The organism is uncultured Streptococcus sp., assembly GCF_963516515.1.
Taxonomy (GTDB): domain Bacteria; phylum Bacillota; class Bacilli; order Lactobacillales; family Streptococcaceae; genus Streptococcus.
Genome location: NZ_CAUQCJ010000012.1, coordinates 1 through 26179, shown reverse-complemented (window position 1 = coordinate 26179; position 26179 = coordinate 1). Strand labels below are relative to the sequence as shown.

Sequence of the window (26179 nt, the reverse complement as noted above, 5' to 3'; positions counted from 1 at the left end):
TTATGAAAAAAATCGCAATAGTAAGGTATAATTTAAGTAAAATTGGTGGAGCCGAAAAAGTTGCTATAAATATGGCTAATGAATTATCTCAAAATTATAAAACATACTTAATTTCTATTTTACTAGATGAAGACAAAAGCATAAATTATGATATATCATTTGATGTTGAAGTTAAGTCGTTTTTTTATGGTGATTTAAGAGTTCGCCGTGTTATAATTCCTGCTATGATAAAGTTGAGAAAATACTTGATAAATAATGAAATTGATATAGTGTTTTCTATTGCTCCATCTACGAATATTATAATCTTTTTAGCAACACTAGGATTAAATATAAAAACAGTCTTTTGTGATCATCATAGTTTAGAGTTTCAAGACACGTTCAGTCGCAAGATACAAAGATATATTGGAGCAAAGTTTTTTGACAAAATTGTAACTTTGACTGAGGAAGATAAAAATAGATACCGAAGAGACTTTTCATTAAGAAATGAAAAAGTTACTTCTATTTATAATTGGATTGAAGATACTGATAATATTTTTACCTACTCTAAAAAAAGCAAGAGCATTATAACAGTTGGGAGAATGGAATATCAAAAAGGCTATGACTATTTAGCTCAAATTGCTGTTAAAGTTTTGTCAAAATTTACAGATTGGGAATGGGACATATATGGTTCGGGAAATGAGCAAATAAAACAAGATTTGATAACTGAATTGGATAAAGGTGGCGTTTTGTCACGAGTTCATTTTAAAGGTAATGTAAAAGGTACAGATAATATTTACCCTGGTCATGCTATTTATGTAATGACTTCTCGTTATGAAGGCCTTCCCTTAGTTCTTTTAGAAGCTAAACAATATGGACTCCCCATTGTGAGTTTTAAATGTCCTACTGGTCCATCAGAAATTGTTTTAGATAAAGAAAACGGTTATTTAGTTGATGGTTATGACATTGATTCTATGAGTGAAAAAATTTGTATTTTGATTGAGAATGAAAATTTGAGAGAACAATTTGCTGATAAATCAATGAAGGACACCGAAAAATTCAGCAAGAAAAAAATTATAAAGCAGTGGGAAGATTTAATTGAGGAAATGACAGGAAAATAGAATGGAAAATAAATTATTAACCATAGCAATGCCATCGTATAATGCGGAACAGTATTTGCCAGATACTATACCAACAATATTATCTGCAAAAAATGCACATTTAATTGATTTGTTAATAGTAAATGACGGTTCTAGTGATAATACAGAGGAAATTGCTAAAAAATTTGAGCGAAATTACCCTGATATTGTTCGTGTCTTAAATAAACCAAATGGTGGGCATGGCTCAGCAGTAAATGCAGGTATAAAAAATGCTTATGGAACGTATTTTAAGGTTGTTGATGCAGATGATTGGGTTGATACAGATAATTTAGATGATTTGATAGAATATTTAAAAGAAACAGATGTAGATGAAATTCTTTCACCGTATTATCGAGTTTATGTTAATCAAACTGGAGATGTAGTTTCTGTTGAGAATTATAATGAATTTTCGATGATTCAAACAGATAAAGTGTACCAAGTCGATACTTTCTATGAAAAAATGGGGAGAACAGTAGGAATGCACACTATGACGTTAAAAACCAGTCTATTAAAAAAAAATCAAGTAGAATTATCTGAAAATATGTACTATGTAGATATGGAATATATCACCTATGTTCTACCATATATAGAAACGGTTTCTATTTTTGATAAACCTATTTACAAATATCGTTTAGGAACATCTACGCAAAGTGTTAGTATAGAAAGCTATATAAAAAATAGATCAATGCATAAACAAGTAATTTTTAATCTAATTGATTTTTACAGTAAAACGAAACTTGAATTTGGGCGTTCAGAAGCAGTAAATAATCTAATATTAAATCTAATAAATAAGCAGTGGAGTATCTATTTCAATTTAAATCGTGCAAGTGAAGCAAAAAAAGAACTAATAGAATTTGAAAAATCGATAGCTATTAAAAATAAAAGTTTCTTGAAAAAGTCTACTGACTTAAAGATGAATATTGTCAGAAAAAGCCGTTATCACTTATTTAATATTGCCAAATATTATAGTAATTGGAGAGTTAAATTTTGCATAAGATCAAAAAAATAATAAGAGAATACAGGGAATTAAGAAAAAATTTTTCGTCCCAAATTGCAAATAATATTCTCTTGGAAAAAATAGCTGCACGACTGTCAAGATATAATTTTTTTCATAATATTGTAGTATTTATTTATTCTAAAAAGCATAAGGATATTTTAGATTTTCTTAAAAAAGATTTTAATACATTTTTATCTACCTATTCTTATGATTTCGAAAAATCTAATGAGCAAAATGGAAAAAAGATTTTTTCATTATGGCTCCAAGGATGTGAAAATGCTCCAGAAATTGTTCAAAAAGCAATACAAACCCAAAAAGAATATGCCGAAAGATTTGGCTATGAATACATTCTGTTAGATGAGTCCAATTTAGAGACATTTGTTGAAATTCCTGAAAATATTGCAAGAAAATTTGAAGAAGGAAAAATAGATGCGATAAAATATTCGGATATTATTAGAACGTTCTTGCTATTTAAATATGGTGGAATCTGGTTTGATGCAACTATTTATATAAAAACAGATTCAAAACTAAATTATTTAGATAATGAGTTTTATACTATTCGTGCAAGGGGAGATGAAACTTATCCTAAGTATGTTTCTGATGGACGTTGGGCCTTGTTTTGTATAGCTGGATATCGTAATGGAATTATATTCGATTTTTTAAGAAGATTTCAAGTTGAGTATTTCTCTAAGTATGACTTACCAATAGATTACTTTTTGATAGACTATTTAATGCATTTGGGATATGAATATAATCCAATGATTCGTAAACAGATTGATAAGGTAATCACTAACAACCAAGATCTTTATTTTTTAGCAAATCATTTCTCTAATCTGTATATAGATGAAGATTGGAAAAAAGTATTAGAAACAACAAATATTTTTAAGTGTAGTTATAAAATAGATGTATGCGATAAATCGGATACATACTTTTATAAATTGAAAAATCAAACTCTGTAGTAAGGAAATATAATGATTTCGATTATTGTTCCAGTATATAATGTGCAAGACTATTTGCACTATGCAATGGAAAGTTTAATTAGACAAACATATAAGAACTTTGAAGTTATTTTAGTTAATGACGGTTCGACAGATAATTCTGGAGAATTATGTAATTGGTACGCTGAAAATCATGAGAATGTTTATGTATTTCATAAAAAAAACGGTGGACTTTCGGATGCTAGAAATTTTGGTGTTGAGAAGGCATCCTCGGATTGGATAGTTTTTTTGGACCCAGATGATTATTTCGAAGCAGATGCTTTAGAACTATTAGTTAAAATTCAGGAAAGATATAATGCAGATTTGATATCAACTAAGGTAAAATCTACTTCTACATATGGAGACTATAATTCTAATCACATAAAAGAATCTGATTATAGTAATCTTAGAGTGTTTTCTAAAGAGGAATCACTTGAACTGATGTTTCAGGATAAAATTGCAACAGTGTCAGCCTGTGCGAAACTGTACCGCAAGAGTATTTTAGAAAAAGCTCCTTTTCCTACTGGAAAAATTTACGAAGATTTTTTCGTTGTAGCTAAACATTTAAGATTAGCTAAAAGGATAGTTATTTCACCTGTTGTTACTTATCATTATTATCGTCGTCCTGGTAGTATCGTTCAATCTCAGTTTACAGATAAGCGATTTGATTTTTTTGATGCAGGTGAGAATAATAGAATTCAAATAAAACAATTTTATGATGGTAATAGTGTAGAAAAGGCGTTAAATTTAAAAATTGTTAGAGGTTCTTTTCCTATATCTGAAGCAGCAGCTTCTACGGACACAAAAGCTTTAAGAAATATTGTTAAAAAAGTACGATCATTTTACTGGAGTATAATTTTTGATTCAAAATCATCTGTAAAATTTAAATTTAAATATAGCTTATTCTTATTGTTTCCAGAATTTTATTTTAAATTTAAAAATATCGTTCGAAATAAGGGGATATAAAATTGAAAATTAATCTGAAAAGTATCCAAGATGTATTAATGTCGTTATTAATTGTTATAACGACAAATTCTATATATGTAAACACAGGTGATTCAAATAAGTTAATTCCAATATTAGCATTAGTAGTTATAATAGCAACAGTTTTAGAACTAATATCAAGCAAAATAAATTATAATTACTTTAAAATAATCTTAACGACAGTACTAATTTATTTAGTTGTATGTATTACTAACATTTTCATATCATTTAATTCTTTATCAATAAATGAAATATTATTTTATTTTGTGATAGCACCTCTTATGCTTATCTTATTAATGTTTAAGAATTTTAATGACCGATTATTTGATTTTTTAAATACCTTTGTGAAAATTATTTTAATTTTTGCAATAGTTTCTTTAATATTTTGGACTTTTGGAAGTATTTTAAAGGTTGTTCATCCAACAAATGTCGTCATAAATAATTGGAACGGTGGACGTCCAACCCCAAGTTATTTCAATTTATATTTTGAAACTCAAGGGATTCATTTTTTTGGAACTACTATTACTAGAAATAGTGGCATATTTGCGGAGGCTCCAATGTGGAGTTTAATGTTAAGTTCAGCATTTATAATTCAGGAATTATTTTTAGAAAATAGTATTAAACGATTATCTTTATTAACTCTGACTATTTTGACAACAGTTTCTACAACAGGTATATTTGTAATAGGAATACTATTAATTTATAGAGTTTTAATGCTGAAGAAATCTTTATTTAAATATGTAAGTTTGATTACAATTCCAATAGTTATCTATGCTTTGTTACAGGTTTGGGAAGAAAAATCTGACTCAATTTCAGCTAGTATTAGGTTTGATGATTATATAGCTGGATTTTTAGCCTGGAGAGCTAATTTCTTTTTTGGTTCAGGATTGACGTTAGGGTTGAAAGCAATTGAATCAAATATGAATACTCTTATTCGTACGAACTTAGGATATAGCAATAGTCTATTTGTTATTTTAGCTCAGGGTGGGGTGATCCTAGGGATATTCTATTTATATCCGGTAATTAGTGTACTAATTAAGAAGGGTGTTTCTATAGATACCAAAATGTTTGCTCTCTTATTTATAATTTTATTATTTACTGCAATTTTTATAGATACACCATTATTTATTCTTTTTATAGGAATATTTTACGCTTTAATTTTGAATAGAGAGAGTACATGAAAAAGGAATATGATATTTTAAAAGTAGTAGCAATCTTAATGGTACTTGTAAGCCATAGTACATATTATATAATTTCAACTAAATATGGAGGGATTGATTATCAACAATATCTAGAACAAAATATGTCATTAGTTTTGTATAAAATTTTTGATAAAGTGAGAGAAATTCTATATTATTTTCATATGCCAATGTTTATGGCTTTATCTGGAGCTTTCTATTACCTGCAGGTTAAACGAGATAAATGGATTAATTTTATGTTAATTCTAAAACAGAAGATTAAGCGATTGGTTATTCCATTTGTTATTTTTACTTTATTATATGTTTTTCCAATAAAATATTTCTCTAATTATTTTGAGTATACAACTTTTTCTAGAGCAGTATTGGGACAATTGTTTTTAATTGGGAATAATCATTTATGGTATTTATTTACTTTATTTATTATTTTTATTATTTCATTTTTTACCTTAAAAAGAGAAATAAAATTTGCCACAATTATTATTTTTTATGTATTACATATTTTAAGTTATAAAGTTGATCCACTTTTATTTAAAGCCCCGTTACAATTTCTATTTTATTTTAGTATGGGATTTGCATTTGAATCAAAGAGAGAAAAATACAATCAATTTATAAGTAAAAAAAGAAATTATGTTTTGATATTGTCTATGGTATTTGTTTTGATTACTTTGTTGAATTTTAATCTTAAATATACTTACACTCTAGTTAGTAAAATATTAGTTGAGTTATTAGCTATTTTAGGTTCTTTATTAACATATAGTATTTCCTACCTGATTTCTCGGAAAGAGCGCAGTGGTAGTAGTTACTTTTTTAAGCTGATTTTAATGAATGGATTAGGTATATATATTTTTTCGGATCCATTAAATTATTTAATATTATATATAAGTTATTCATTGAATTCTCAATTTATGTTTTCACCTTTTGGAATAATTTTTATGGTTGTACTACGATTCTTCATTACGTTATTTGTATCTTTAATAGTAACAGTAATATTTAAAAAATGTTTTAAGAAATATACTTGGCTAGTTAATTAGCTAGCATTAAAAAGTTATTTTAATTATGCAAAATATAGATATAATGGAGATGAGAAATAGTGAAAGTATTAAAAAACTATGCATATAACCTTTCCTACCAATTGTTAGTAATTATACTTCCGATTATTACGACTCCGTATGTAACACGGATATTTTCTTCAGATGATTTGGGGACATATGGTTATTTCAGTTCAATTGTAATCTACTTTATACTATTAGCAACTTTAGGTGTTGCTAACTATGGTACAAAAGTAATTTCAGGACATCGGAAAGACATTGATAAAAATTTTTGGGGGATATACTCCTTACAACTGGGAGCAACAATTCTTTCGATATTTTTGTATTGCATGTTGTATATTTTTCTTCAATTCATGCATAATCCAGTTGCACTTATTCTTGGTTTAAGTTTACTTTCTAAAGGTTTAGATATTTCTTGGCTATTCCAAGGTTTAGAGGATTTTCGAAAAATTACAGTCAGAAATATTACAGTGAAACTAGTTGGCGTTATTGCTATTTTTCTATTTATAAAATCAGCTAACGACCTACATTTATATGTATTTTTGCTTACTATTTTTGAATTGTTGGGACAATTAAGTATGTGGTTACCAGCAAGAGCGTTTATTGGGAAACCGCACTTTGATTGGGAGTATGCTAAGCAACATTTGAGACCAATTATTTTATTGTTTTTACCTCAAATTGCTATATCGCTCTATGTCACTTTGGATCGTACAATGCTGGGAGCTTTAGCTTCAACAAAAGATGTAGGAATCTATGATCAAGCTTTGAAACTTGTTAATATTTTATTAACTCTAGTGACTTCATTGGGAAGTGTTATGTTACCACGAGTTTCAAAGCTTTTATCCTTAGGTGATCATAAAGCAATTAATAAAATGCATGAGATGTCATTTCTGATTTATAATTTGGTTATTTTTCCAATTATGGCAGGAATGTTAATTGTAAATGATGATTTTGTGAATTTTTTCCTGGGACAAGATTTTCAAGAGGCACGTTATGCGATAGCAATTATGATTTTTAGAATGTTCTTTATAGGGTGGACCAATATCATGGGTATTCAAATCTTAATACCTCATAATAAGAATAAAGAATTTATGCTGTCAACAACAATTCCTGCTATTGTTAGTGTGGGATTAAATCTTCTCTTGCTTCCAAAGTTGGGCTATATAGGTGCTGCAATTGTATCTGTCTTAACAGAGGTGCTAGTATGGTTGATACAGTTATTCTATACTCGTTCTTATTTGAGAGAGGTGCCCATTTTAGATTCATTGATCAAAATTATAATCTCATCTGGAGTTATGTATGGTATTTTGCTATTTATAAAACAATTCCTAAATATATCACCGATGATTAATGTGGGACTATACGCTGTTCTAGGAGCAATAATTTATGCTAGTATGATTTTGATTTTTAAAGTAATAAATCTAAGTGAGTTAAAGCAACAATTATTAAAAAATAAAGGAGCTTAAGATGTACGATTATCTTATCGTTGGTGCTGGTCTCTTTGGTGCAGTCTTTGCACATGAAGCAGCCTTAAAAGGAAAAAAAGTCAAAGTTATTGAAAAACGAAATCATATCGCGGGTAATATCTATACTCGTGAAGAGGAAGGAATTCAAGTTCATCAGTATGGTGCTCATATCTTCCATACTTCTGATAAGGAGATTTGGGATTATGTAAATCAGTTTGCAGAGTTTAACCGTTACACAAACTCTCCTGTTGCTAATTATAAGGGAGAGATTTATAACCTACCTTTTAATATGAATACCTTCAATAAACTTTGGGGAGTTGTAACGCCAGCAGAAGCACAGGCTAAGATTGATGAGCAACGTGCTGTTTTAAATGGCAAAACTCCTGAAAATTTGGAAGAACAGGCGATATCTCTAGTAGGTACAGACATCTACGAAAAATTAATCAAAGATTATACAGAGAAACAATGGGGCAAGTCAACTACGGAACTCCCAGCCTTTATCATTCGCCGTTTGCCAGTACGCTTGACCTATGATAACAATTATTTTAATGATACCTATCAAGGGATTCCAATTGGTGGCTACACTCAAATAGTTGAAAAAATGTTGGATCATGAAAACATTGATGTAGAAACAAATGTTGATTTCTTTGCCAATAAAGAGCAATATCTGAAAGATTTTCCTAAGATTGTCTTTACTGGTATGATTGATGAATTCTTTGACTATAAGTTAGGTGAACTAGAGTACCGTAGTCTTCGTTTTGAAAATGAGACCTTAGATATGGAGAATTACCAAGGAAATGCAGTTGTCAACTATACGGATGCAGAAACTCCATATACCCGTATTATTGAACACAAACATTTTGAGTTTGGAAATCAAGCAAAGACGATCATTACTAAAGAGCATTCTAAAACATGGGAAAAAGGTGATGAGCCTTATTATCCAGTTAATAATGATCGGAATAATCATTTGTATAAATCGTATAAAGAATTAGCCGATGAGCAAGGGAATGTTATCTTTGGTGGTCGTTTAGGACACTATCGTTATTACGATATGCACCAAGTAATTGGAGCAGCCTTGCAGTGTGTAAGAAATGAGTTAGAGTAAACAACAAAAATTGCTTACCAATTGCTCTTTAGAAATATGATTGATAATTCCTTGACTACCTAATGTAGTTGAGGGATTTTTGATATTATTCATATTTTTGCAACATTCTTGTTTAAAAAATAATTTTCAAAAATTCAGAAAATTCTATTGACAGGACTTAAAAAAGGGTCTATAATGGATAGAAAAACAAAGGAGAATACGATGAAAACAAGGAAAGTATTAGCTCTTGTGGGTGTCACTTTATTAGCAGCGGGTGTTTTAGCTGCTTGTTCAGGGGGCTCAGGCGCTAAAGGTGAGCAGACCTTTGCATTTACCTACGAGACCCATCCAGATAATCTCAACTACTTAACAACTGGTAAGGCAGCAACTGCCGACATTACTAGTAATGTGATTGATGGATTGCTTGAAAATGATAAATACGGGAACCTTATTCCCTCAATGGCAGAGGACTGGTCAGTTTCTAAGGATGGCTTGACTTATACTTATAAGATTCGTCAGGATGCCAAGTGGTATACATCTGAGGGAGAAGAGTATGCTCCTGTTAAGGCTCAAGACTTTGTGACAGGTCTTAAATATGCAACAGATAAGAAAGCAGAAGCCCTTTACTTGGTACAGGATTCAATCAAAGGACTAGATGCCTATGCTAAAGGGGAAAATAAAGATTTCTCTCAAGTTGGGATTAAAGCTCTTGACGATCAAACGGTCCAATACACTTTGAACAAACCTGAAAGTTTTTGGAATTCTAAAACAACCATGGGTGTCTTGGCACCAGTTAATGAAGAGTTTTTGAACTCAAAAGGGGATGATTTTGCCAAAGCAACGGATCCAAGTAGTATCTTGTACAATGGTCCTTATTTGTTGAAATCCATTGTAACCAAATCTGCTGTTGAATTTGTGAAAAATCCGAACTACTGGGATAAGGACAATGTCCATATTGACAAGGTCAAATTGTCATTCTGGGATGGTCAAGATACTAGCAAACCAGCAGAAAACTTTAAAGATGGTAGCCTTACAGCAGCTCGTCTCTATCCAACAAATGCAAGTTTTGCAGAGCTTGAGAAGAGTATGAAAGACAATATTGTCTATACGCAACAGGACTCTACGACTTATGTAGTGGGGACAAATATTGACCGTCAGTCCTATAAATATACTTCTAAGACTAGCGAAGAACAAAAGACATCTACCAAAAAGGCTCTCTTAAACAAGGATTTCCGTCAGGCTATTGCCTTTGGATTTGATCGTACAGCCTATGCCTCTCAGCTGAATGGACAAACTGGAGCAAGCAAAATCTTACGTAATCTCTTTGTTCCACCAACATTTGTTCAAGCAGATGGTAAAAACTTTGGCGATATGGTCAAAGAAAAATTGGTGACTTATGGGGATGAATGGAAGGATGTTAATCTTGCAGATTCTCAGGATGGCTTTTACAATCCAGAGAAAGCCAAGGCTGAATTTGCTAAAGCCAAATCAGCCCTACAAGCAGAAGGAGTCCAATTCCCAATTCACCTAGATATGCCTGTTGACCAAACAGCAACTACAAAAGTTCAGCGCGTCCAATCTATGAAACAATCCTTGGAAGCGACTTTAGGAACTGATAATGTCATTATTGATATTCAACAATTGCAAAAAGATGAAGTGCTTAATGTAACTTTATTTGCAGAAACTGCTGCTGGTGAGGATTGGGATATTTCAGATAATGTCGGTTGGGGTCCTGACTTTGCCGATCCATCAACCTACCTTGATATTATCAAACCATCTGTAGGAGAAAGTACTAAAACATATTTAGGATTTGACTCAGGTAAAGATAATGTAGCTGCTAAAAAAGTAGGTCTATATGACTACGAAAAATTGGTTACAGAAGCTGGTGATGAGGCTACAGATGTTTCTAAACGATATGATAAATATGCTGCGGCCCAAGCTTGGTTGACAGATAGTGCTTTGATTATTCCAACTACATCTCGTACAGGGCGTCCAATCTTGTCTAAGATGGTACCATTTACAATACCATTTGCATTGTCAGGAAATAAAGGTACAAGTGAACCACTCTTGTATAAATACCTTGAGCTTCAAGACAAGGCAGTCACTGTAGAGGAATACCAAAAAGCTCAAGATAAATGGATGAAAGAAAAAGAAGAATCCAATAAAAAAGCGCAAGAAGACCTTGCAAAACATGTGAAATAAGATAAAAAAGAAGTTAGTTTTTAGCTGACTTCTTTTGGTTTTTAGAAAATAGATTGATGGCTATTCTATAGTGAAATAAAATCTGAACAAATAAATGAGGGAATTTGTAATGGATTGAAGTTAGAAGAGTAGGCCATGGTTGCTAAAATATTTCTAGAAATTAATTTGATTTTATTAATCGATTCGTTCGAATCCTACTTCAATCTACCATGTTTTCAATATTACGAAATATATTTTATTATAGAAAAAATCCTGAGCAGAACTGTGAACTCAGGATTTACTTTTTACTGTTGTGGTTGCTGTTGAACTGGTGGATTTTGCGGTGTTGGTTGTACTGGTTGGACGGTTTGACTAGTTTGTCCCTGATTAGGCTCAGTTACTGGAGCATTACTTGGTTGTTGCCCAACCGTCGTATTTGCTTGAGTAGTTGAACTTTCAGTTGTTGTAGAGGAATTTTCTACTGTTTGTGTTTGTTGTGTAGCTGGTGTATTCCAATTATTTCTTGCTCCGTTTTGGAAGACAAATTCTCCATTTCTGTATAAGCCCTCTGGCATTGTCCAATCTCCAGGGTGGTTATCTTCTGAGAGATAGGTCATCATTGCTCGATAGACTTTACCAGCTACGAGGAAACCATCTCCAATGATTGGAGTGAGACGATTTGAGTAACCTGTCCAAACAGCCATAGAATACTTACGAGTATAACCCACAAACATTTCATCTGGAGCTACGTAGCCAGTGTTCTTGATATATTTCTCAATTTCTTCGTCAGTATAGTTAGAAGTACCTGTTTTACCTGCTTGTGGAAGCCATGGTAAGTAGGCTCCACGTCCAGTTCCATAAACTAAGACAGTTTTCATCATTTCGGTCATCATATAGGCAGTTGTTTCTTTCATAGCTCGTGTGCCAGCGTCTGAAAATTCTTTTTCACTACCATCACTGAAGACGATTTTATTGATATACATTGGTTTATGGTAAATTCCACCATTAGCAAAGGCAGCATAAGCAGCAGCCATTTTTTCACTACTTGCACCGTATTTTTTGTTAGATTCTGTTGTATTACTTGAAATGGCGTTAGCATAGTGTATGCTTGGATAGTCGATACCAAGGCCGTTGAGGAAGGTTTTTGCTCTGTCTAAACCAACCTTATTAAGAGTTTCAACGGCTGTGACATTTCGTGATTGTTGGAGTGCATACTGAATTGTAATATTCCCAAAGTAACCATGATCCCAGTTGTAGAGAGGAGTATCAGTACCAGGATAGTTATAAGGAACATCATGTACAATAGAAGCAGTAGAGTCATAGACTCCATATTCTAAAGCGGGAGCATAGTCAGTGATTGGTTTCATACTAGAACCCCAGTCACGGTTGGTTTCAACGGCTTGGTTGATTCCAAAAGATACATTACTTGATTGGTGACGGGCCCCTAACTGAGCAATGACTTTACCATTCGTTACATCCACGATAGTGGAAGCTACTTGAAGTTCATCATCTGGATAAGCAACGTACTCATCTGTATTGTATACATCCCAAAGTCTCTGTTGAACATTTTTGTCGACATTAGTATAGACTTCCATACCTGTGGTAAGAAGGTTGTAGCCCGTTTCTTGTTCGACTTGGTCGATTACTTCTTTGAGGTAGTTGTCCATATAGGCTGGGTAACTATTGGCTGACTTCAAGCTTTGAAGACCGTCAGTGATAGGCGTATTAATAGCTTTTTCGTAATCTTCTGCACTGATATACTTCTGTCCCTTCATTTCTGAAAGTACCAAGTTACGACGCTCTAGAGCAGCTTCTGGATGGGAATATGGATCATATTGGTTTGGTGCTTGAGGCATTCCGGCTAGGAGTGCTAACTGTGGCAAGCTTAAATCCTTCAAGTCTTTTCCATAGTAATTTTCGGCTGCGGTTTGCATTCCATAGTTACCGTTAGACATGTAGACTTTGTTGATGTAGTAGGTCAGGATTTCTTGCTTGGTTGCTTTTTGCTCTAATTGAACGGCTAGCCAAGCTTCTTGGGCTTTACGTGACAAGGTTTGATCAGCAGTTGAAGTTGAGAAATAAGTTAATTTAATCAATTGCTGGGTCAAGGTTGAAGCCCCTTGGAGTCCCCCTTGTCCTTGGAGGTTTCTCAATGCAGCTCCCATGATACGAATAGTATCAACACCTCTATGATCAAAGAAGCGGTGATCTTCGATTGAGACGATAGCTTTAACCAAATCAGTGGGAATTTCATTGGCTTGAGCATTTACGCGACGTTCAGATCCAAGGTCAGCAATCAGTTCGTTCTTATTGTCATAAATCTTGCTGGAAGTTGTCGTAACCAATTTACTTTCAGATAAGGCTGGAGCCTTGCTAACAAAGTAGAGGAAGACACCACCACCTAATAGAAATATTGCGATAAATAAGGTAAGAAATGTAATTCCCATATACTTTAAGAATCGCAGAATAATTTGTTTGTTCATCTTGTTTTACCACCTAGTAAATGTTCTTTGATAATGTCGAGATAGGGAATTTGAGGGAAAGTTCCCTGCTTTACTAAATATCCGTTTTCCCGAATATATCCAAGTGGCATTGATTTTTGACCCTTATCTTGATGATAAAAACGAATCAAATCAAGTGCCGGTAACAAGTAAGTTTCTTGTTGAGAAGAAAAATGAAGTAGAACGAAGCAAATGCCCTGCTGTTCCAGAACTTGTTCCATATGTTGAATCTGATGAAGATGGAAGTTTTTTAGTGGAATAGCATTTTTTTGTCGTGTTTCCTTGGCTTCAAAGTCAATGTAATGTCCTCTATATACGCCAGAGTAATCCGTTGTGGAAGCTTGTCTAAAATAGGCCTCTACAATTTTGGCTCGACTACGTTGAGGATAGTCTACTCGAACGATCTGAACAGGCGTCGGTTTTTTGTGGATAACTGCCATGCCATGTGTCAGATAGTAGTCGTTGGTAGCGTTAATCATCTTTTCAAAAGTCATTCCTCGATTTGCGAAATTTTTTGGTTGAGAAATAGATGTTTGGCTTTTTTTTGATGAAATTTTATGAGGATAGTTGACCATATTTCTCCTTATTGGTACAATAACATCACTCTATTATACCATAAAGTATAAAGAAAGGTGTAAAAATGACTAGAGCTTTAATTATGGGCTATTCTAGCTTTGATTTGGGTTTGTTTAATGAAAAAGATATCAGGTTAAAAATTATAAAGAAAGCGATTAGAAGAGATTTAGAAAACTTAGCAGAAGAGGGGCTTAAATGGCTGGTCTTTACTGGGAGCTTGGGATTTGAATCCTGGGTTCTTGATGTCGCAAATGAAATGAAAGACGAGTATGATTTCAGCCTAGCGACTATTTTTGATTTTGAAACGCACGGGGGAAATTGGAATGAAGCGAATCAGGTTAAGCTTAGTCAATTTAAGCAGGTAGATTTTGTTAAATATGCCTATCCTAAGTATGAAAACATGGGACAACTGCGTGATTACCAACGATTTTTATTGGAAAATACTGATTTAGCCTATTTTTTCTATGATCCAGAAAATGAGACAAAATTAAAATTTATGGACAACTTGATGACAAATCAGGAAGGCTATCGTATAAAAAGGCTAACATTTGAAGACTTAAATGAGCTGGCAGAAAATTTTTCTGAAAAGTAAGCCTTTGACCTTGATTTTTGTTTGCCTTTTTTTATATAATAATACTATTAGAAATCGAGAATGGAGAGAGAGATGGCAGGTATTATTTTTTCAGCAAAAGATATTTTTGAACAAGAGTTTGGACGTGAAGTTCGTGGGTATAGTAAGGTTGAAGTTGATGAATTTTTGGACGATGTCATCAAGGACTATGAAACTTATGCTGCCCTAGTCAAGTCTCTCCGTCAAGAAATTGCTGAGTTAAAGGAAGAATTATCTCGTAAACCGAAATCTTTACCAGTTCAAGCAGAGCCTCTTGAAGCGGCAACTACAAGCTCTATGACGAATTTTGATATTTTGAAACGCTTGAATCGTCTTGAAAAAGAAGTATTTGGTAAACAAATTTTGGATAACTCTGATTTATAAGAGCTTATTTGAAATGTGCAATTTTTGGATAATCGCGTGAGGAGAGTTGCTTCTCATGAGGAAAGTCCATGCTAGCACAGGCTGTGATGCCTGTAGTGTTTGTGCTAGGCGAAACCATAAGCCTAGGGACGAGAAATCGTTACGGCAGTTGAAATGGCTAAGTCCTTGGATAGGTCAGAGTAGGCTTGAAAGTGCCACAGTGACGGAGTCTTTCTGGAAACGGAGAGAGTGGAACGCGGTAAACCCCTCAAGCTAGCAACCCAAATTTTGGTCGGGGCATGGAGTACGCGGAAACGAACGTAGTACTCTGACTACTATCAGCTCTATGCTGTTAGTGGTAGACAGATGATTATCGAAGGAAGTGGTCCTAGTCACTTCTGGAACAAAACATGGCTTATAGAAAATTGCATATAGGTTGGGGCTGAGAAATTTTCTCAACCTCATTTTTTAAAATGGACATATAGAAAGGTCTTACAAGACTAAAAATGAAAAAAGAATTTAATTTAATCGCTACTGCAGCAGCAGGTCTTGAAGCTGTTGTGGGACGAGAAGTGCGAGAGTTGGGCTATGATTGTCAGGTTGAAAATGGACGTGTTCGTTTTCAAGGAGATGCAAGAGCCATTATCGAAACCAACCTCTGGCTTCGAGCAGCAGACCGTATCAAGATTATTGTAGGCACTTTCCCTGCTAAGACTTTTGAAGAGCTGTTTCAGGGAGTATTTGCTCTAGATTGGGAAAATTATTTACCGCTTGGAGCTCGGTTCCCAATTTCAAAAGCTAAATGTGTTAAATCTAAACTTCACAATGAGCCAAGTGTACAGGCTATTTCAAAGAAGGCTGTTGTTAAGAAGTTGCAGAAACACTATGCCCGTCCAGAAGGTGTTCCCTTGATGGAAACTGGTCCTGAGTTTAAGATTGAGGTATCTATTCTCAAAGATGTAGCAACTGTCATGATTGATACGACAGGCTCTAGTCTCTTTAAACGTGGCTATCGTACGGAAAAAGGTGGGGCTCCTATCAAGGAAAACATGGCAGCAGCTATTTTGCAACTTTCTAACTGGTATCCAGACAAGCCTTTGATTGATCCGACCTGTGGTTCAGGAACTTTCTGTATTGAGGCAGTTATGATTGCTAGAAAGATGGCGCCTGGTCTGCGCCGTTCCTTTGCATTTGAGGAATGGAACTGGATTAGCGATCGTTTGATTCAAGAAGTTCGCACAGAGGCAGCTAAGAAAGTGGATCGTGAGTTGGAACTAGATATTATGGGCTGTGATATCGATGCTCGCATGGTGGAAATTGCTAAGGCAAATGCCCAGGCAGCAGGGCTTGCAGGAGATATTACCTTTAAGCAGATGCGCGTGCAGGATTTGCGTTCTGATAAAATCAATGGAGTGATTATTTCCAATCCGCCTTATGGTGAACGTTTGTCAGATGATGAAGGGGTTACCAAGCTTTATGCTGAAATGGGGCAAGTATTTGCACCTCTGAAAACCTGGAGCAAATTTATCTTAACTAGTGATGAAGCTTTTGAGACCAAGTACGGTAGTCAAGCAGATAAGAAACGTAAATTATACAATGGTACCTTAAAAGTTGATTTGTATCAATATTTTGGTCAGCGTGTTAAACGCCAAGAAGTAAAGTAGGAAGGTAAACTCATGACTAAGAAAAGACGGAATCGTCATAAAAATGAAGATCAAGAACCGCAATTTGATTTTGATGATGCCAAAGAGCTAACAGTTGGAGAAGCCATGCGAAAAAATGAAGAGGTGGAAGCAGGTGTATTGCCTGGAGATTCTATCTTGGACAAGTATGTGAAACAACATAAGGATGAAATTGAGGCAGATAAATTTACGACCCGACAATACAAAAAAGAGGAGTTAATCGAAAAAGAAGAGGCAGAGGTAGAGCAGCCCCAGACTCTGGATAATTTGCTTCAAGAGCTTCGTGAGGAAACAGGAGTAACTTCTCCAGCTCCTGAATATGAATTGAGTCAGTTTGATGATCTAGAATTAACACGCGAACCAGAAGCTCCTCTTGCCGAAGAATTTGGGACAGAAGAAGTACAATTATTTGGAGAGGAAGAAGTCCCAAGACTTTCTCGAGTTACGGATAGTGAAGATGGAGAAAGTAAGAAGAAATGGTTGATTTACGGGATTCTAGCAACCTTAGCGGTTCTTATCCTTGGAACTGGTTATTATGTCTATCGTCAAGTGGCTCGTTCGACTAAGGAAATTCAGACTTCTCAATCAACCACAAACTCACAGGCAGAAGTGGAAGAATTTAATACTTTATATGATGCCTTCTATACAGATAGCAATAAAACGGCTTTGAAAAATAGCCAGTTTGATAAGTTGAGCCAACTGAAGACCCTGCTTGATAAGCTGGAAGGTAGTCGTGAACATACTCTTGCCAAATCTAAGTATGATAGCCTAGCAACGCAAATCAAGGCCATTCAAGATGTCAATGCACAATTTGAAAAACCAGCTATTGTGGATGGTGTTTTGGATACCAATGCAAAAGCTAAATCTGATGCTAAATTTACAGAGATTAAAACTGGAAATACGGAGCTAGATAAATTGCTAGATAAGGCAGTTAGCCTTGGTAAGAGCCAGCAAACAAGTGCTTCAAGTTCAAACTTAAGTTCAAGTCAAACTAGCAGTTCAAACTCTAGTCAAGCCAGCTCAAATACGACAAGTGAGACAAGCCCAAGTAGTTCAAATGAGACTAGAAGTTCTCATGGTGAAGTCAATATGGGCGTATCAAGTGAGGGAGTTGCTATTCAAAGAAGTGCCAGTCGTGTTTCTTATAACCAGTCTGCTATTGATGATAGTAATAACTCTGCATGGGATTTTGCGGATGGTGTCTTGGAACAAATTCTAGCAACTTCACGTTCACGTGGTTATATCACTGGCAACCAATATATCCTTGAACGTGTCAATATCGTTAATGGCAATGGTTATTACAACCTCTACAAGCCAGATGGAACCTATCTCTTTACCCTTAACTGTAAGACAGGATACTTTGTTGGAAATGGTTCTGGACATGCGGATGACTTGGACTACTAAGCAGTCGTTACAAAATTCTTTCTTTTCAAAAGTAAAAATGATAAAATAAAACAAATTAAACAAGAGGAGTGTCAAATGACAAAAGCTAACTTTGGTGTCGTAGGTATGGCCGTAATGGGTCGTAACCTTGCCCTTAATATTGAATCTCGTGGTTACACAGTTGCTATCTACAACCGTAGTAAAGAAAAAACGGAAGATGTGATTGCTTGCCATCCTGAAAAGAACTTCGTACCAAGCTATGACGTTGAAAGTTTTGTAAACTCAATTGAAAAACCTCGTCGTATCATGCTCATGGTTCAAGCTGGACCTGGTACAGATGCTACAATTCAAGCCCTTCTTCCACACCTTGACAAGGGTGATATCTTGATCGACGGTGGAAACACTTTCTACAAAGATACCATCCGTCGTAATGAAGAATTGGCAAACTCAGGTATCAACTTTATCGGTACTGGGGTTTCTGGTGGTGAAAAAGGTGCCCTTGAAGGTCCTTCTATCATGCCTGGTGGACAAAAAGAAGCCTACGAATTGGTTGCGGATGTTCTTGAAGAAATCTCAGCTAAAGCACCAGAAGATGGCAAACCATGTGTGACTTACATCGGTCCTGATGGAGCTGGTCACTATGTGAAGATGGTCCACAACGGTATCGAGTATGGTGATATGCAATTGATCGCAGAAAGTTATGACTTGATGCAACACTTGCTAGGCCTTTCTGCAGAAGATATGGCTGAAATCTTTACTGAGTGGAACAAGGGTGAATTGGACAGCTACTTGATTGAAATTACAGCTGATATCTTGAGCCGTAAAGACGACGAAGGTCAAGACGGACCAATCGTAGACTACATCCTTGATGCTGCAGGTAACAAGGGAACTGGTAAATGGACTAGTCAATCATCACTTGACCTTGGTGTACCATTGTCACTCATCACTGAGTCAGTATTTGCACGTTACATTTCTACTTACAAAGAAGAACGTGTGCATGCTAGCAAGGTCCTTCCAAAACCAGCTGCTTTCAAATTTGAAGGGGACAAGGCTGAGTTGATTGAAAAAATCCGTCAAGCCCTTTACTTCTCAAAAATCATTTCATACGCACAAGGTTTTGCTCAATTGCGTGTAGCTTCTAAAGAAAACAACTGGAACTTGCCATTTGCAGACATCGCATCTATCTGGCGTGATGGCTGTATCATCCGTTCTCGTTTCTTGCAAAAGATTACAGATGCTTACAACCGTGATGCAGACCTTGCTAACCTTCTTTTGGATGAGTACTTCTTGGATGTTACTGCTAAGTACCAACAAGCAGTGCGTGATATCGTAGCTCTTGCTGTTCAAGCTGGTGTACCAGTACCAACCTTCTCAGCAGCTATTACTTACTTTGATAGCTACCGTTCAGCTGACCTTCCAGCTAACTTGATCCAAGCGCAACGTGACTACTTTGGTGCCCACACTTACCAACGTAAAGACAAAGAAGGAACATTCCACTACTCTTGGTATGACGAAAAATAAGTAGGTCTGCCATGGGGAAACGGATTTTATTACTTGAGAAAGAACGAAATCTAGCTCATTTTTTAAGTTTGGAACTCCAAAAAGAGCAATACCGAGTTGATCAGGTTGAGGAGGGGCAAAAAGCCCTCTCCATGGCTCTTCAGACAGACTATGACTTGATTTTATTGAATGCTCATCTGGGGGATATGACAGCCCAGGATTTTGCAGACAAGCTGAGTCGGACTAAGCCAGCCTCAGTTATCATGGTCTTGGATCATCGTGAAGAATTGCAAGATCAGATTGAGACAATCCAACGCTTTGCCGTTTCTTACATCTATAAACCAGTTATTATTGAGAATCTGGTAGCTCGTATTTCAGCGATTTTCCGAGGTCGGGACTTTATCGACCAACACTGTAGTCAGATGAAGGTTCCAACGTCTTACCGCAATCTGCGTATGGATGTAGAACATCATACCGTTTATCGTGGCGAGGAGATGATTGCTCTGACGCGTCGTGAGTATGACCTCTTGGCTACTCTTATGGGAAGCAAGAAAGTTCTGACTCGTGAGCAGTTGTTGGAAAGTGTCTGGAAGTATGAAAGTGCGACCGAAACAAATATCGTGGATGTCTATATCCGTTATCTACGTAGCAAGCTTGATGTAAAAGGTCAAAAAAGCTACATTAAAACAGTGCGTGGTGTTGGTTACACCATGCAAGAATAGAAAAGCAGTTGCAGTTATGTGACTGTTGCTTGAGCTCTATACTATCTGTAGCAGGAATTCCTGAACACCAGATAGTATGGGGCTTTTTTTGAAGAGGCAAAAATGCAGACCCCTAGATGGCTTGTAAGGTTTCAAAGAGATGGTCAGAGAGAATGATTTCTTCTTGACCATAGTTTATATAGTTTATTGAAGCTAGAATAGTACACTATGGTTGCTAAAATATTTCTAGAAATTAATTTAACTTTCCTAATCGATTTGTTCATATCTTATTTCAATCTACTATACTCAATGAAAATGAAAGAGCAAACTAGGAAGCTAGCTGCAGGTTGCTCAAAACACTAGTTTTGAAGTTGCAGATGGAAGCTGACGTGGTTTGAAGAGATTTTCGAAGAGTATTGGTATCTGATAAGCTTACTTTCATAGTTCTCTACTTTTTGACGCTCAAAAGGAAAGAGCTAGCTGTAGGTAAAATCAATATACTCTTTATAAGTATTCGAAAAATGGCATTTATCATAGTTTTGAAGAAAAGAGAGATTTTATTTTTATTGCAATATTACAATATAGTGAATGGTTTAAATCCTAGAATTTTCTGAAAATAATGGAAAATAATAAAAAATAATTAATATAATTGACAAATCTGCTTATATAAATTATAATGTTGAATGTATGTGTATGTGTATGTGTATGTGTACTACATGCTATTTTTAGAAATTAAAAGGAGAAAATATAGTGTATTTTAATCGTAAAAATGCAGAGCAAAAGAACTGGAGAATGATCAAAAAAGGAAAGCATTTCCTATTCGGTTGTTCTCTTGTTTTTGCGGTCGGCGCTAGCTTGGCTACTCAAGTAGTTCATGCAAACACAGCAGAAACTACTGTAGCAAGCAACTCGACTACTGGGAATGTTAACCCTACACAGAACGGAGATGGCAAGACTTATGAGGCACCTGCTGCTGTAGCAGAAATCAAGCCAGAAGTTGCTACAACACCAGCAGTAGCGGCAAAATTAGGTGGAGAAACTGCAAAAGAAGTTAAAGCTTTAGATAAAACTAAACTTGAAAACTACATTGCAGAAATCGAAGCAAAATTAGCTAACGGAACATACGAAAACAAAACAGAAGAGAGTGTTGCGGTATTAAAAGCTGACTTAGAAGCTGCGAAAGCTACATTAGCAAACGCAACAACTCAAGACGAAATAAAAAAAGCTTACAGCAAATTAGTAACTACAGCTAACACTAAATTAAAAGCAAAACCTGTAGAGAAAAAAGAAACTCCAGCAGTAGACACTACTAACGGACAACCAACTGTAGGTAAAAAAGCAGAAAACACTGAGAAAAAATCAGAATCTAACTCAATCGAAAACACAGGATCTAACGACTCACGTAACGGTAAAGCATTAGATAAGAATAATGCTTTTAGAGCGGAAGTTGCCTATGCAGAAGGTACAAATGCAGCCGCAAATGGTCATAGTGATACCTATATCCTTAATGATGTTAATAAAGCCACGTCTACAGCTGACGCTGTTAATGCAGTTTCTAGAGTTACAAATTATAAAGTTAAATATAATAAAGACGCTAGTGGGAAGATTACTTCATTAGATTGGCTTGTCTTTTATAATGATCATGCAGAAAATCTATCTAATACGTATAATACAGATGGAGGAGATGTATATCGAAATTTCATCCAAATTCCTGCAGAAGTTAATATGCCAACTAGCATTACACGTGCAAAATATAACTCTCCAATCAACCCTAAATTTATAAATGGAAAAGTTCAACGTATAAAACCTGATGGTTCAGCGTTGAGTAGTTCTGTAACGTTTGAAAATCCATCACCAGATAAAGCTGCTGGATTACCATTAGACAAAAAAGATACCTTTGCTCTGGCTTCTGGTTGGGAAAGTAATCTCTATGGTCGTTCTATAGAAAAACTTGCCGGTCAGGAGGACAGATATTTCAAGAGTGCGGCGTCTAATTCTTCTCCGAGAACTAAAGAGTTATTGAATAATGTTGCCTTGAATGACAAACGTTTGATTGTGGATCGTTCGACTACAGGTGGTGATGGGTATGATGCCTATGCATGGAGTTTTAGAACTGAAGTTCCTGCAACAACATCTAACGAACAGTTGAAAGATATGAAGGTTGTGTTTGGTATGATGCGTAGCGCCACTGCAGGTGCCAATGCAGCTTTCGCCAACATTGCAACTAACCCTGTGAAAATGTGGCAGTCTGATGTTTCCCCTGAACCAACAGCGAAAGATCAAACTGTAAAAGTTGGTCAAAAACCAGATGCGACAAAATCAATTGGAAACTTAGACACTCTTCCAAAAGGAACAACAGTTAAGTACAAGAATGCAGTTGATACACAAACTCCAGGTGAAAAACAAGCAACAGTAGTTGTAACTTACCCGGATACATCTACAAAAGAAGTTCCTGTAAAAGTAATTGTTGAAAAAGAAGCAGTAGCACCAGCTAAGCCAGTTATCACGACAAATCTAACAGGTAAAGCTAACACTAAAACTCCGGTTGAAGTGAAAGCAGAAGCGGGAGCTACAGTTTCCTTGTTCGCCATTGATGGCACTAAGCTTGGTACAGCCGTTGCGAACGACCAAGGTGTAGCAAGCATCACTCCAACAGTAAACATTCCAGCCGGTATTGTAGCAGCGACAGCTACCAAAAATGGTAAAACATCAGAAGTAAGTGCTGCTGTAGAAGCAACTCCAGCGGCAGTTACTCCACAACCAGAAACACCAAAAGAAGAGACTCCAGCGGCAGTTACTCCACAACCAGAAACACCAACAACTAGTGGTCCAGAAATTGTCAACGATTTGGCAGGTAAAGCAAGTACGCCGGCTGATGTGACAGTTAAAGCACCAGCAGGTTCAACTGTTAAGCTTTACAACACAGATGGTGTTGTAATCGGTGAAGCTGTAGCTAATGCCCAAGGTGTAGCAACTGTTCACCCTACAAACAGTCTTCCAGCAGGAGAGATTACAGCTACTTCAACACCAGCAGGTGGTAAAGAGTCAGCTAAGAGTGCACCGATTACGGTTACAGCATCACCAGTGACTGTTAAGGATGGTGGCGTGACTGGTAATGATGATACTAGACTATTGGTAAGTAGGTCAGAGATTACAGTATATCCTGGTGATAAAATTGATGTTGATGTTGTAGCTCAAGCTACAGCTTTAGAGAAATTTTCGGTTGAGAAAAATCCGACAGCTATTAAAGGTGTAGTGCCATCAGGGGGGTACCTAGGATCTTCAAATGGAGCTACGATTAGACAACGTGATGCTAAGTATAGTGGTACTGTTGCAATGGACCAGCCAGCAGGAACAACTGAGGTTGTTTTTCATGCGAAGAATCGAGATAAACCAACAACGATATACAGAGCACTTATAGTAAATGTTCTTGAGACAGCTAAGAAATATGAACCAGTTGCAGGTACAAAAGTAGATATTGCAGATTCTAACGGCGTTAGTGAAACTGAAAAGAATAAGATTATCGAAGCAGTGAAAACTGCTAACCCAAGTCTTCCAGCAGATTCACAATACAGTGTGGATGAGAAAGGAAATCTTACTATCACTTATCCTGATGGATCAAAAGATAAGATTGCAGCAGCATATCTAGTAAATCCAGCACCAACAGATGCAGATAAGAACACACCAACAGCTAAACCACAAACTGTAAACAAAGGAACAACACCAAAAGCAGAAGATTCAATTGGAAATGTAAAAGATCTTCCTAAGGGTACAAAAGTAGCCTTCAAAGCTCCAGTAGACACAGCGACACCAGGTGAAAAAGATGCGACAGTAGTTGTAACATACCCAGATGGATCTAAAGAAGAAGTTCCAGTTAAAGTAACGGTTAAAGCCCCAAGTTCAGCACCAACAACTCCAGTAGCGCCAGCAACTCCAGCAGCGCCAGCAGTAGCTCCAACAGTAGAAATTCCGTATTCAGATAAGGCTACTAAAGAAGTCTATGTATATGGTGGAGAAGAAAACTCATTTGATATCAAATTCAAAGATGATAGTGGGAAAATCACAAGCGCAATTGTAAATGGTGGAGGAAACCAACCATTTAAGCCAGTTGAAGGTGAAGCAAATACCATCAATACTCAATATGGATTTAAAGCAAATGTTATCTCTGCTGAAACACCAGCAACAGCAGATGCACCAGCAGTCATTACTTATAGAGGTACACCAGCAGCGACAGATGGTTTATCACAAGATAAACTAGATGCAGCAACTAAAGGTGAAAATCCAGAAGGTATGGTTCTAGGCTGGCGTTATGCAACTGCAACTGATGCTGATGGAGCATCTATCGAAAATAAAGCAGTAGGTTCTTCAAATGCAACTGACCCAGGTTCATTCCGTGTCATACTTAAGCCACAAACTCAAAAATATGATATTGCAATACCAGCAGAAACTGAAAAAGTTGTTGTAGCAGATCCAGCTGCAGTAACAGATGCAGAATTTGAAAAAGTAAAAGAAAAACTTAAAATTGAATTTTCTAAGACTAATAATGATGCAAACTTAGCAAAAGATCAAGGTAAGAATGTTGAGGATAAGGATGCTAAAATTAAAACTATCGAGAAGGTAGGAAATGATTTAGTAGTTACTTATAAAGATGGTTCTCAAGATAAAAAACCATTATCAGAATTTGTACGTACAAATGAAAAACCAACTGTAGAAATTCAATATTCAGATCCAGCACCTAATAAGAAAGAGGTCTATGTTTACGCATCAGAAGTGAATTCTTTTGATATTAAAATCAAAGATGATAGTGGCAAACTTGCAAGTGCTGAGTTAAGAAGAGGTTCTAACCAATCATTCCAAGATGTAGCGGGAGAAACTAATAAACAAAATACAGAATATGGATTCACTGCGAATAAATTCACTACTGAAACAACAGCGACAGCAGAAAATCCAGCTGTTATCACATACACAGGTACTCCAGCACCCGAAGGGAAATTTACAAAAGAAAAATTTGAAGCTGCGATTCAAAATGGAGGAACTCCATTAGGATGGCGTTTTGTAAAAGCCATTGATAAAGATGGAGCAGATGCTAGAGGAAATGGTAGAGATGCTACTGATCCAACTGCGGTTAATGTAATTCTTAAACCTCAAACTCAAAAATATGATATTAAAACTCCAGCAGAAGCTGACAAAGTAGTTGTATCAGATGTTAACAATGTTACTGATAAAGAGTTTGAAAAAATTAAAGAGAAAGTTAAACTTGAATATTCTCAAAACAATCCAGACGCACGTTTAGCTGATAAAAAAGGTTCATTAGTGGACGCACAAGAACAACCTTCACGTATTCAATCAATTACTAGAGATGCTGATGATAATGTAGTTGTGACATATGCTGATGGTTCAAAAGATAAAAAACCTTTATCAGAATTTGTAACTAAAAAACCAACAGATGCAGATAAGAACACACCAACAGCTAAACCACAAACTGTAAACAAAGGAACAACACCAAAAGCAGAAGATTCAATTGGAAATGTAAAAGATCTTCCTAAGGGTACAAAAGTAGCCTTCAAAGCTCCAGTAGACACAGCGACACCAGGTGAAAAAGATGCGACAGTAGTTGTAACATACCCAGATGGATCTAAAGAAGAAGTTCCAGTTAAAGTAACGGTTAAAGCCCCAAGTTCAACACCAGATACAAAAGCACCAGCTAAACCAGAAATCAAAACAGATCTAACAGATAAAGCAGGAACTAAGACACCAGTTGAAGTAAGTGCAGAACCAGGATCTAAAGTTGAGTTATTTGATAAAGATGGT

18 protein-coding genes and 1 other RNA gene are annotated in these 26179 nt (G+C 35.6%); 17 read left to right on the top strand and 2 right to left on the bottom strand.

What is annotated here, in order from left to right; translation table 11 throughout:
• Positions 1-2 precede the first annotated feature (2 nt).
• The 9 genes from RYL77_RS03925 to RYL77_RS03885 all read left to right on the top strand — a co-directional run bounded on the left by RYL77_RS03925 (position 3) and on the right by RYL77_RS03885 (position 11073).
• Positions 3-1097, top strand: a complete 1095-nt coding sequence (locus RYL77_RS03925) for a glycosyltransferase family 4 protein (protein ID WP_315010014.1) — start codon at positions 3-5, stop codon at positions 1095-1097.
• Position 1098: 1 nt separating this feature from the next.
• The gene (locus tag RYL77_RS03920; RefSeq protein WP_315010012.1) at positions 1099-2124 is read left to right on the top strand and encodes a glycosyltransferase family 2 protein; all 1026 of its coding nucleotides are present in this window, start codon (positions 1099-1101) and stop codon (positions 2122-2124) included.
• Entirely contained in the window at positions 2103-3071 is a 969-nt protein-coding gene (locus RYL77_RS03915; RefSeq protein ID WP_315010010.1) for a capsular polysaccharide synthesis protein, read from the top strand. The genes RYL77_RS03920 and RYL77_RS03915 overlap by 22 nt, the downstream gene beginning before the upstream one ends.
• Positions 3072-3083: 12 nt before the next feature.
• Complete coding sequence (locus tag RYL77_RS03910) at positions 3084-4055, top strand: glycosyltransferase family 2 protein (RefSeq protein ID WP_315010009.1); 972 nt, start codon at positions 3084-3086, stop codon at positions 4053-4055.
• 2 nt (positions 4056-4057) lie between these two features.
• On the top strand, positions 4058-5254 hold the full coding sequence (locus RYL77_RS03905; protein ID WP_315010007.1) for an O-antigen ligase family protein: 1197 nt from the start codon (positions 4058-4060) through the stop codon (positions 5252-5254).
• Positions 5251-6303, top strand: coding sequence for an acyltransferase family protein (locus tag RYL77_RS03900; RefSeq protein WP_315010005.1), 1053 nt, complete (start codon positions 5251-5253; stop codon positions 6301-6303). The genes RYL77_RS03905 and RYL77_RS03900 overlap by 4 nt, the downstream gene beginning before the upstream one ends.
• Positions 6304-6362: 59 nt before the next feature.
• Positions 6363-7787, top strand: coding sequence for a flippase (locus tag RYL77_RS03895; RefSeq protein WP_315010003.1), 1425 nt, complete (start codon positions 6363-6365; stop codon positions 7785-7787).
• A 1-nt stretch (position 7788) separates the two neighbouring features.
• The gene (glf, locus tag RYL77_RS03890) at positions 7789-8892 is read left to right on the top strand and encodes a UDP-galactopyranose mutase (protein ID WP_315010002.1); all 1104 of its coding nucleotides are present in this window, start codon (positions 7789-7791) and stop codon (positions 8890-8892) included.
• A gap of 201 nt (positions 8893-9093) precedes the next feature.
• Positions 9094-11073, top strand: coding sequence for a peptide ABC transporter substrate-binding protein (locus RYL77_RS03885; protein ID WP_315010000.1), 1980 nt, complete (start codon positions 9094-9096; stop codon positions 11071-11073).
• A gap of 284 nt (positions 11074-11357) precedes the next feature.
• Here the strand turns inward: RYL77_RS03885 and pbp1a are convergent, their stop codons facing one another.
• Positions 11358-13535, bottom strand: coding sequence for a penicillin-binding protein PBP1A (gene pbp1a, locus RYL77_RS03880; RefSeq protein WP_315009999.1), 2178 nt, complete (start codon positions 13533-13535; stop codon positions 11358-11360).
• Entirely contained in the window at positions 13532-14128 is a 597-nt protein-coding gene (recU, locus tag RYL77_RS03875; protein ID WP_315009997.1) for a Holliday junction resolvase RecU, read from the bottom strand. The genes pbp1a and recU overlap by 4 nt, the downstream gene beginning before the upstream one ends.
• Positions 14129-14193: 65 nt before the next feature.
• Between recU and RYL77_RS03870 the strand changes: the two genes are divergently transcribed.
• The 8 genes from RYL77_RS03870 to RYL77_RS03835 all read left to right on the top strand — a co-directional run.
• Positions 14194-14721, top strand: coding sequence for a DUF1273 domain-containing protein (locus RYL77_RS03870; protein WP_315009995.1), 528 nt, complete (start codon positions 14194-14196; stop codon positions 14719-14721).
• A gap of 72 nt (positions 14722-14793) precedes the next feature.
• The gene (gene gpsB / locus RYL77_RS03865; protein ID WP_315009993.1) at positions 14794-15123 is read left to right on the top strand and encodes a cell division regulator GpsB; all 330 of its coding nucleotides are present in this window, start codon (positions 14794-14796) and stop codon (positions 15121-15123) included.
• Between the two features lie 20 nt (positions 15124-15143).
• Positions 15144-15525, top strand: an RNA gene (gene rnpB, locus RYL77_RS03860) — RNase P RNA component class B.
• 83 nt (positions 15526-15608) lie between these two features.
• A complete protein-coding gene (locus RYL77_RS03855; protein ID WP_315009992.1) occupies positions 15609-16766 on the top strand; it encodes a class I SAM-dependent RNA methyltransferase in 1158 nt (385 codons plus the stop codon).
• Between the two features lie 12 nt (positions 16767-16778).
• Positions 16779-18188 carry a cell division site-positioning protein MapZ family protein gene (locus RYL77_RS03850; protein ID WP_315009990.1) on the top strand — a complete coding sequence of 470 codons (1410 nt, stop codon included), beginning with the start codon at positions 16779-16781 and terminating at the stop codon, positions 18186-18188.
• Between the two features lie 75 nt (positions 18189-18263).
• Positions 18264-19688 carry an NADP-dependent phosphogluconate dehydrogenase gene (gene gndA / locus RYL77_RS03845; RefSeq protein WP_000158778.1) on the top strand — a complete coding sequence of 475 codons (1425 nt, stop codon included), beginning with the start codon at positions 18264-18266 and terminating at the stop codon, positions 19686-19688.
• An 11-nt stretch (positions 19689-19699) separates the two neighbouring features.
• Positions 19700-20389: a response regulator transcription factor gene (locus tag RYL77_RS03840; protein ID WP_000518028.1), complete on the top strand. Its 690-nt coding sequence runs from the start codon at positions 19700-19702 to the stop codon at positions 20387-20389.
• Between the two features lie 729 nt (positions 20390-21118).
• The coding region (locus RYL77_RS03835; RefSeq protein ID WP_315009988.1) for a Rib/alpha-like domain-containing protein at positions 21119-26179 on the top strand (5061 nt) is incomplete at its 3' end.

What these genes read in the sequence shown, in the direction of transcription:
- gpsB (WP_315009993.1), top strand. Translation starts at nt 14,794, where the DNA reads ATGGCAGGTATTATTTTTTCAGCAAAAGATATTTTTGAACAAGAGTTT.
- RYL77_RS03920 (WP_315010012.1), top strand. Translation starts at nt 1,099, where the DNA reads ATGGAAAATAAATTATTAACCATAGCAATGCCATCGTATAATGCGGAA.
- RYL77_RS03925 (WP_315010014.1), top strand. Translation starts at nt 3, where the DNA reads ATGAAAAAAATCGCAATAGTAAGGTATAATTTAAGTAAAATTGGTGGA.
- pbp1a (WP_315009999.1), bottom strand. Translation starts at nt 13,535, where the DNA reads ATGAACAAACAAATTATTCTGCGATTCTTAAAGTATATGGGAATTACA.
- glf (WP_315010002.1), top strand. Translation starts at nt 7,789, where the DNA reads ATGTACGATTATCTTATCGTTGGTGCTGGTCTCTTTGGTGCAGTCTTT.
- gndA (WP_000158778.1), top strand. Translation starts at nt 18,264, where the DNA reads ATGACAAAAGCTAACTTTGGTGTCGTAGGTATGGCCGTAATGGGTCGT.
- RYL77_RS03855 (WP_315009992.1), top strand. Translation starts at nt 15,609, where the DNA reads ATGAAAAAAGAATTTAATTTAATCGCTACTGCAGCAGCAGGTCTTGAA.
- RYL77_RS03840 (WP_000518028.1), top strand. Translation starts at nt 19,700, where the DNA reads ATGGGGAAACGGATTTTATTACTTGAGAAAGAACGAAATCTAGCTCAT.
- RYL77_RS03870 (WP_315009995.1), top strand. Translation starts at nt 14,194, where the DNA reads ATGACTAGAGCTTTAATTATGGGCTATTCTAGCTTTGATTTGGGTTTG.
- RYL77_RS03850 (WP_315009990.1), top strand. Translation starts at nt 16,779, where the DNA reads ATGACTAAGAAAAGACGGAATCGTCATAAAAATGAAGATCAAGAACCG.
- RYL77_RS03910 (WP_315010009.1), top strand. Translation starts at nt 3,084, where the DNA reads ATGATTTCGATTATTGTTCCAGTATATAATGTGCAAGACTATTTGCAC.
- RYL77_RS03885 (WP_315010000.1), top strand. Translation starts at nt 9,094, where the DNA reads ATGAAAACAAGGAAAGTATTAGCTCTTGTGGGTGTCACTTTATTAGCA.
- recU (WP_315009997.1), bottom strand. Translation starts at nt 14,128, where the DNA reads ATGGTCAACTATCCTCATAAAATTTCATCAAAAAAAAGCCAAACATCT.
- RYL77_RS03900 (WP_315010005.1), top strand. Translation starts at nt 5,251, where the DNA reads ATGAAAAAGGAATATGATATTTTAAAAGTAGTAGCAATCTTAATGGTA.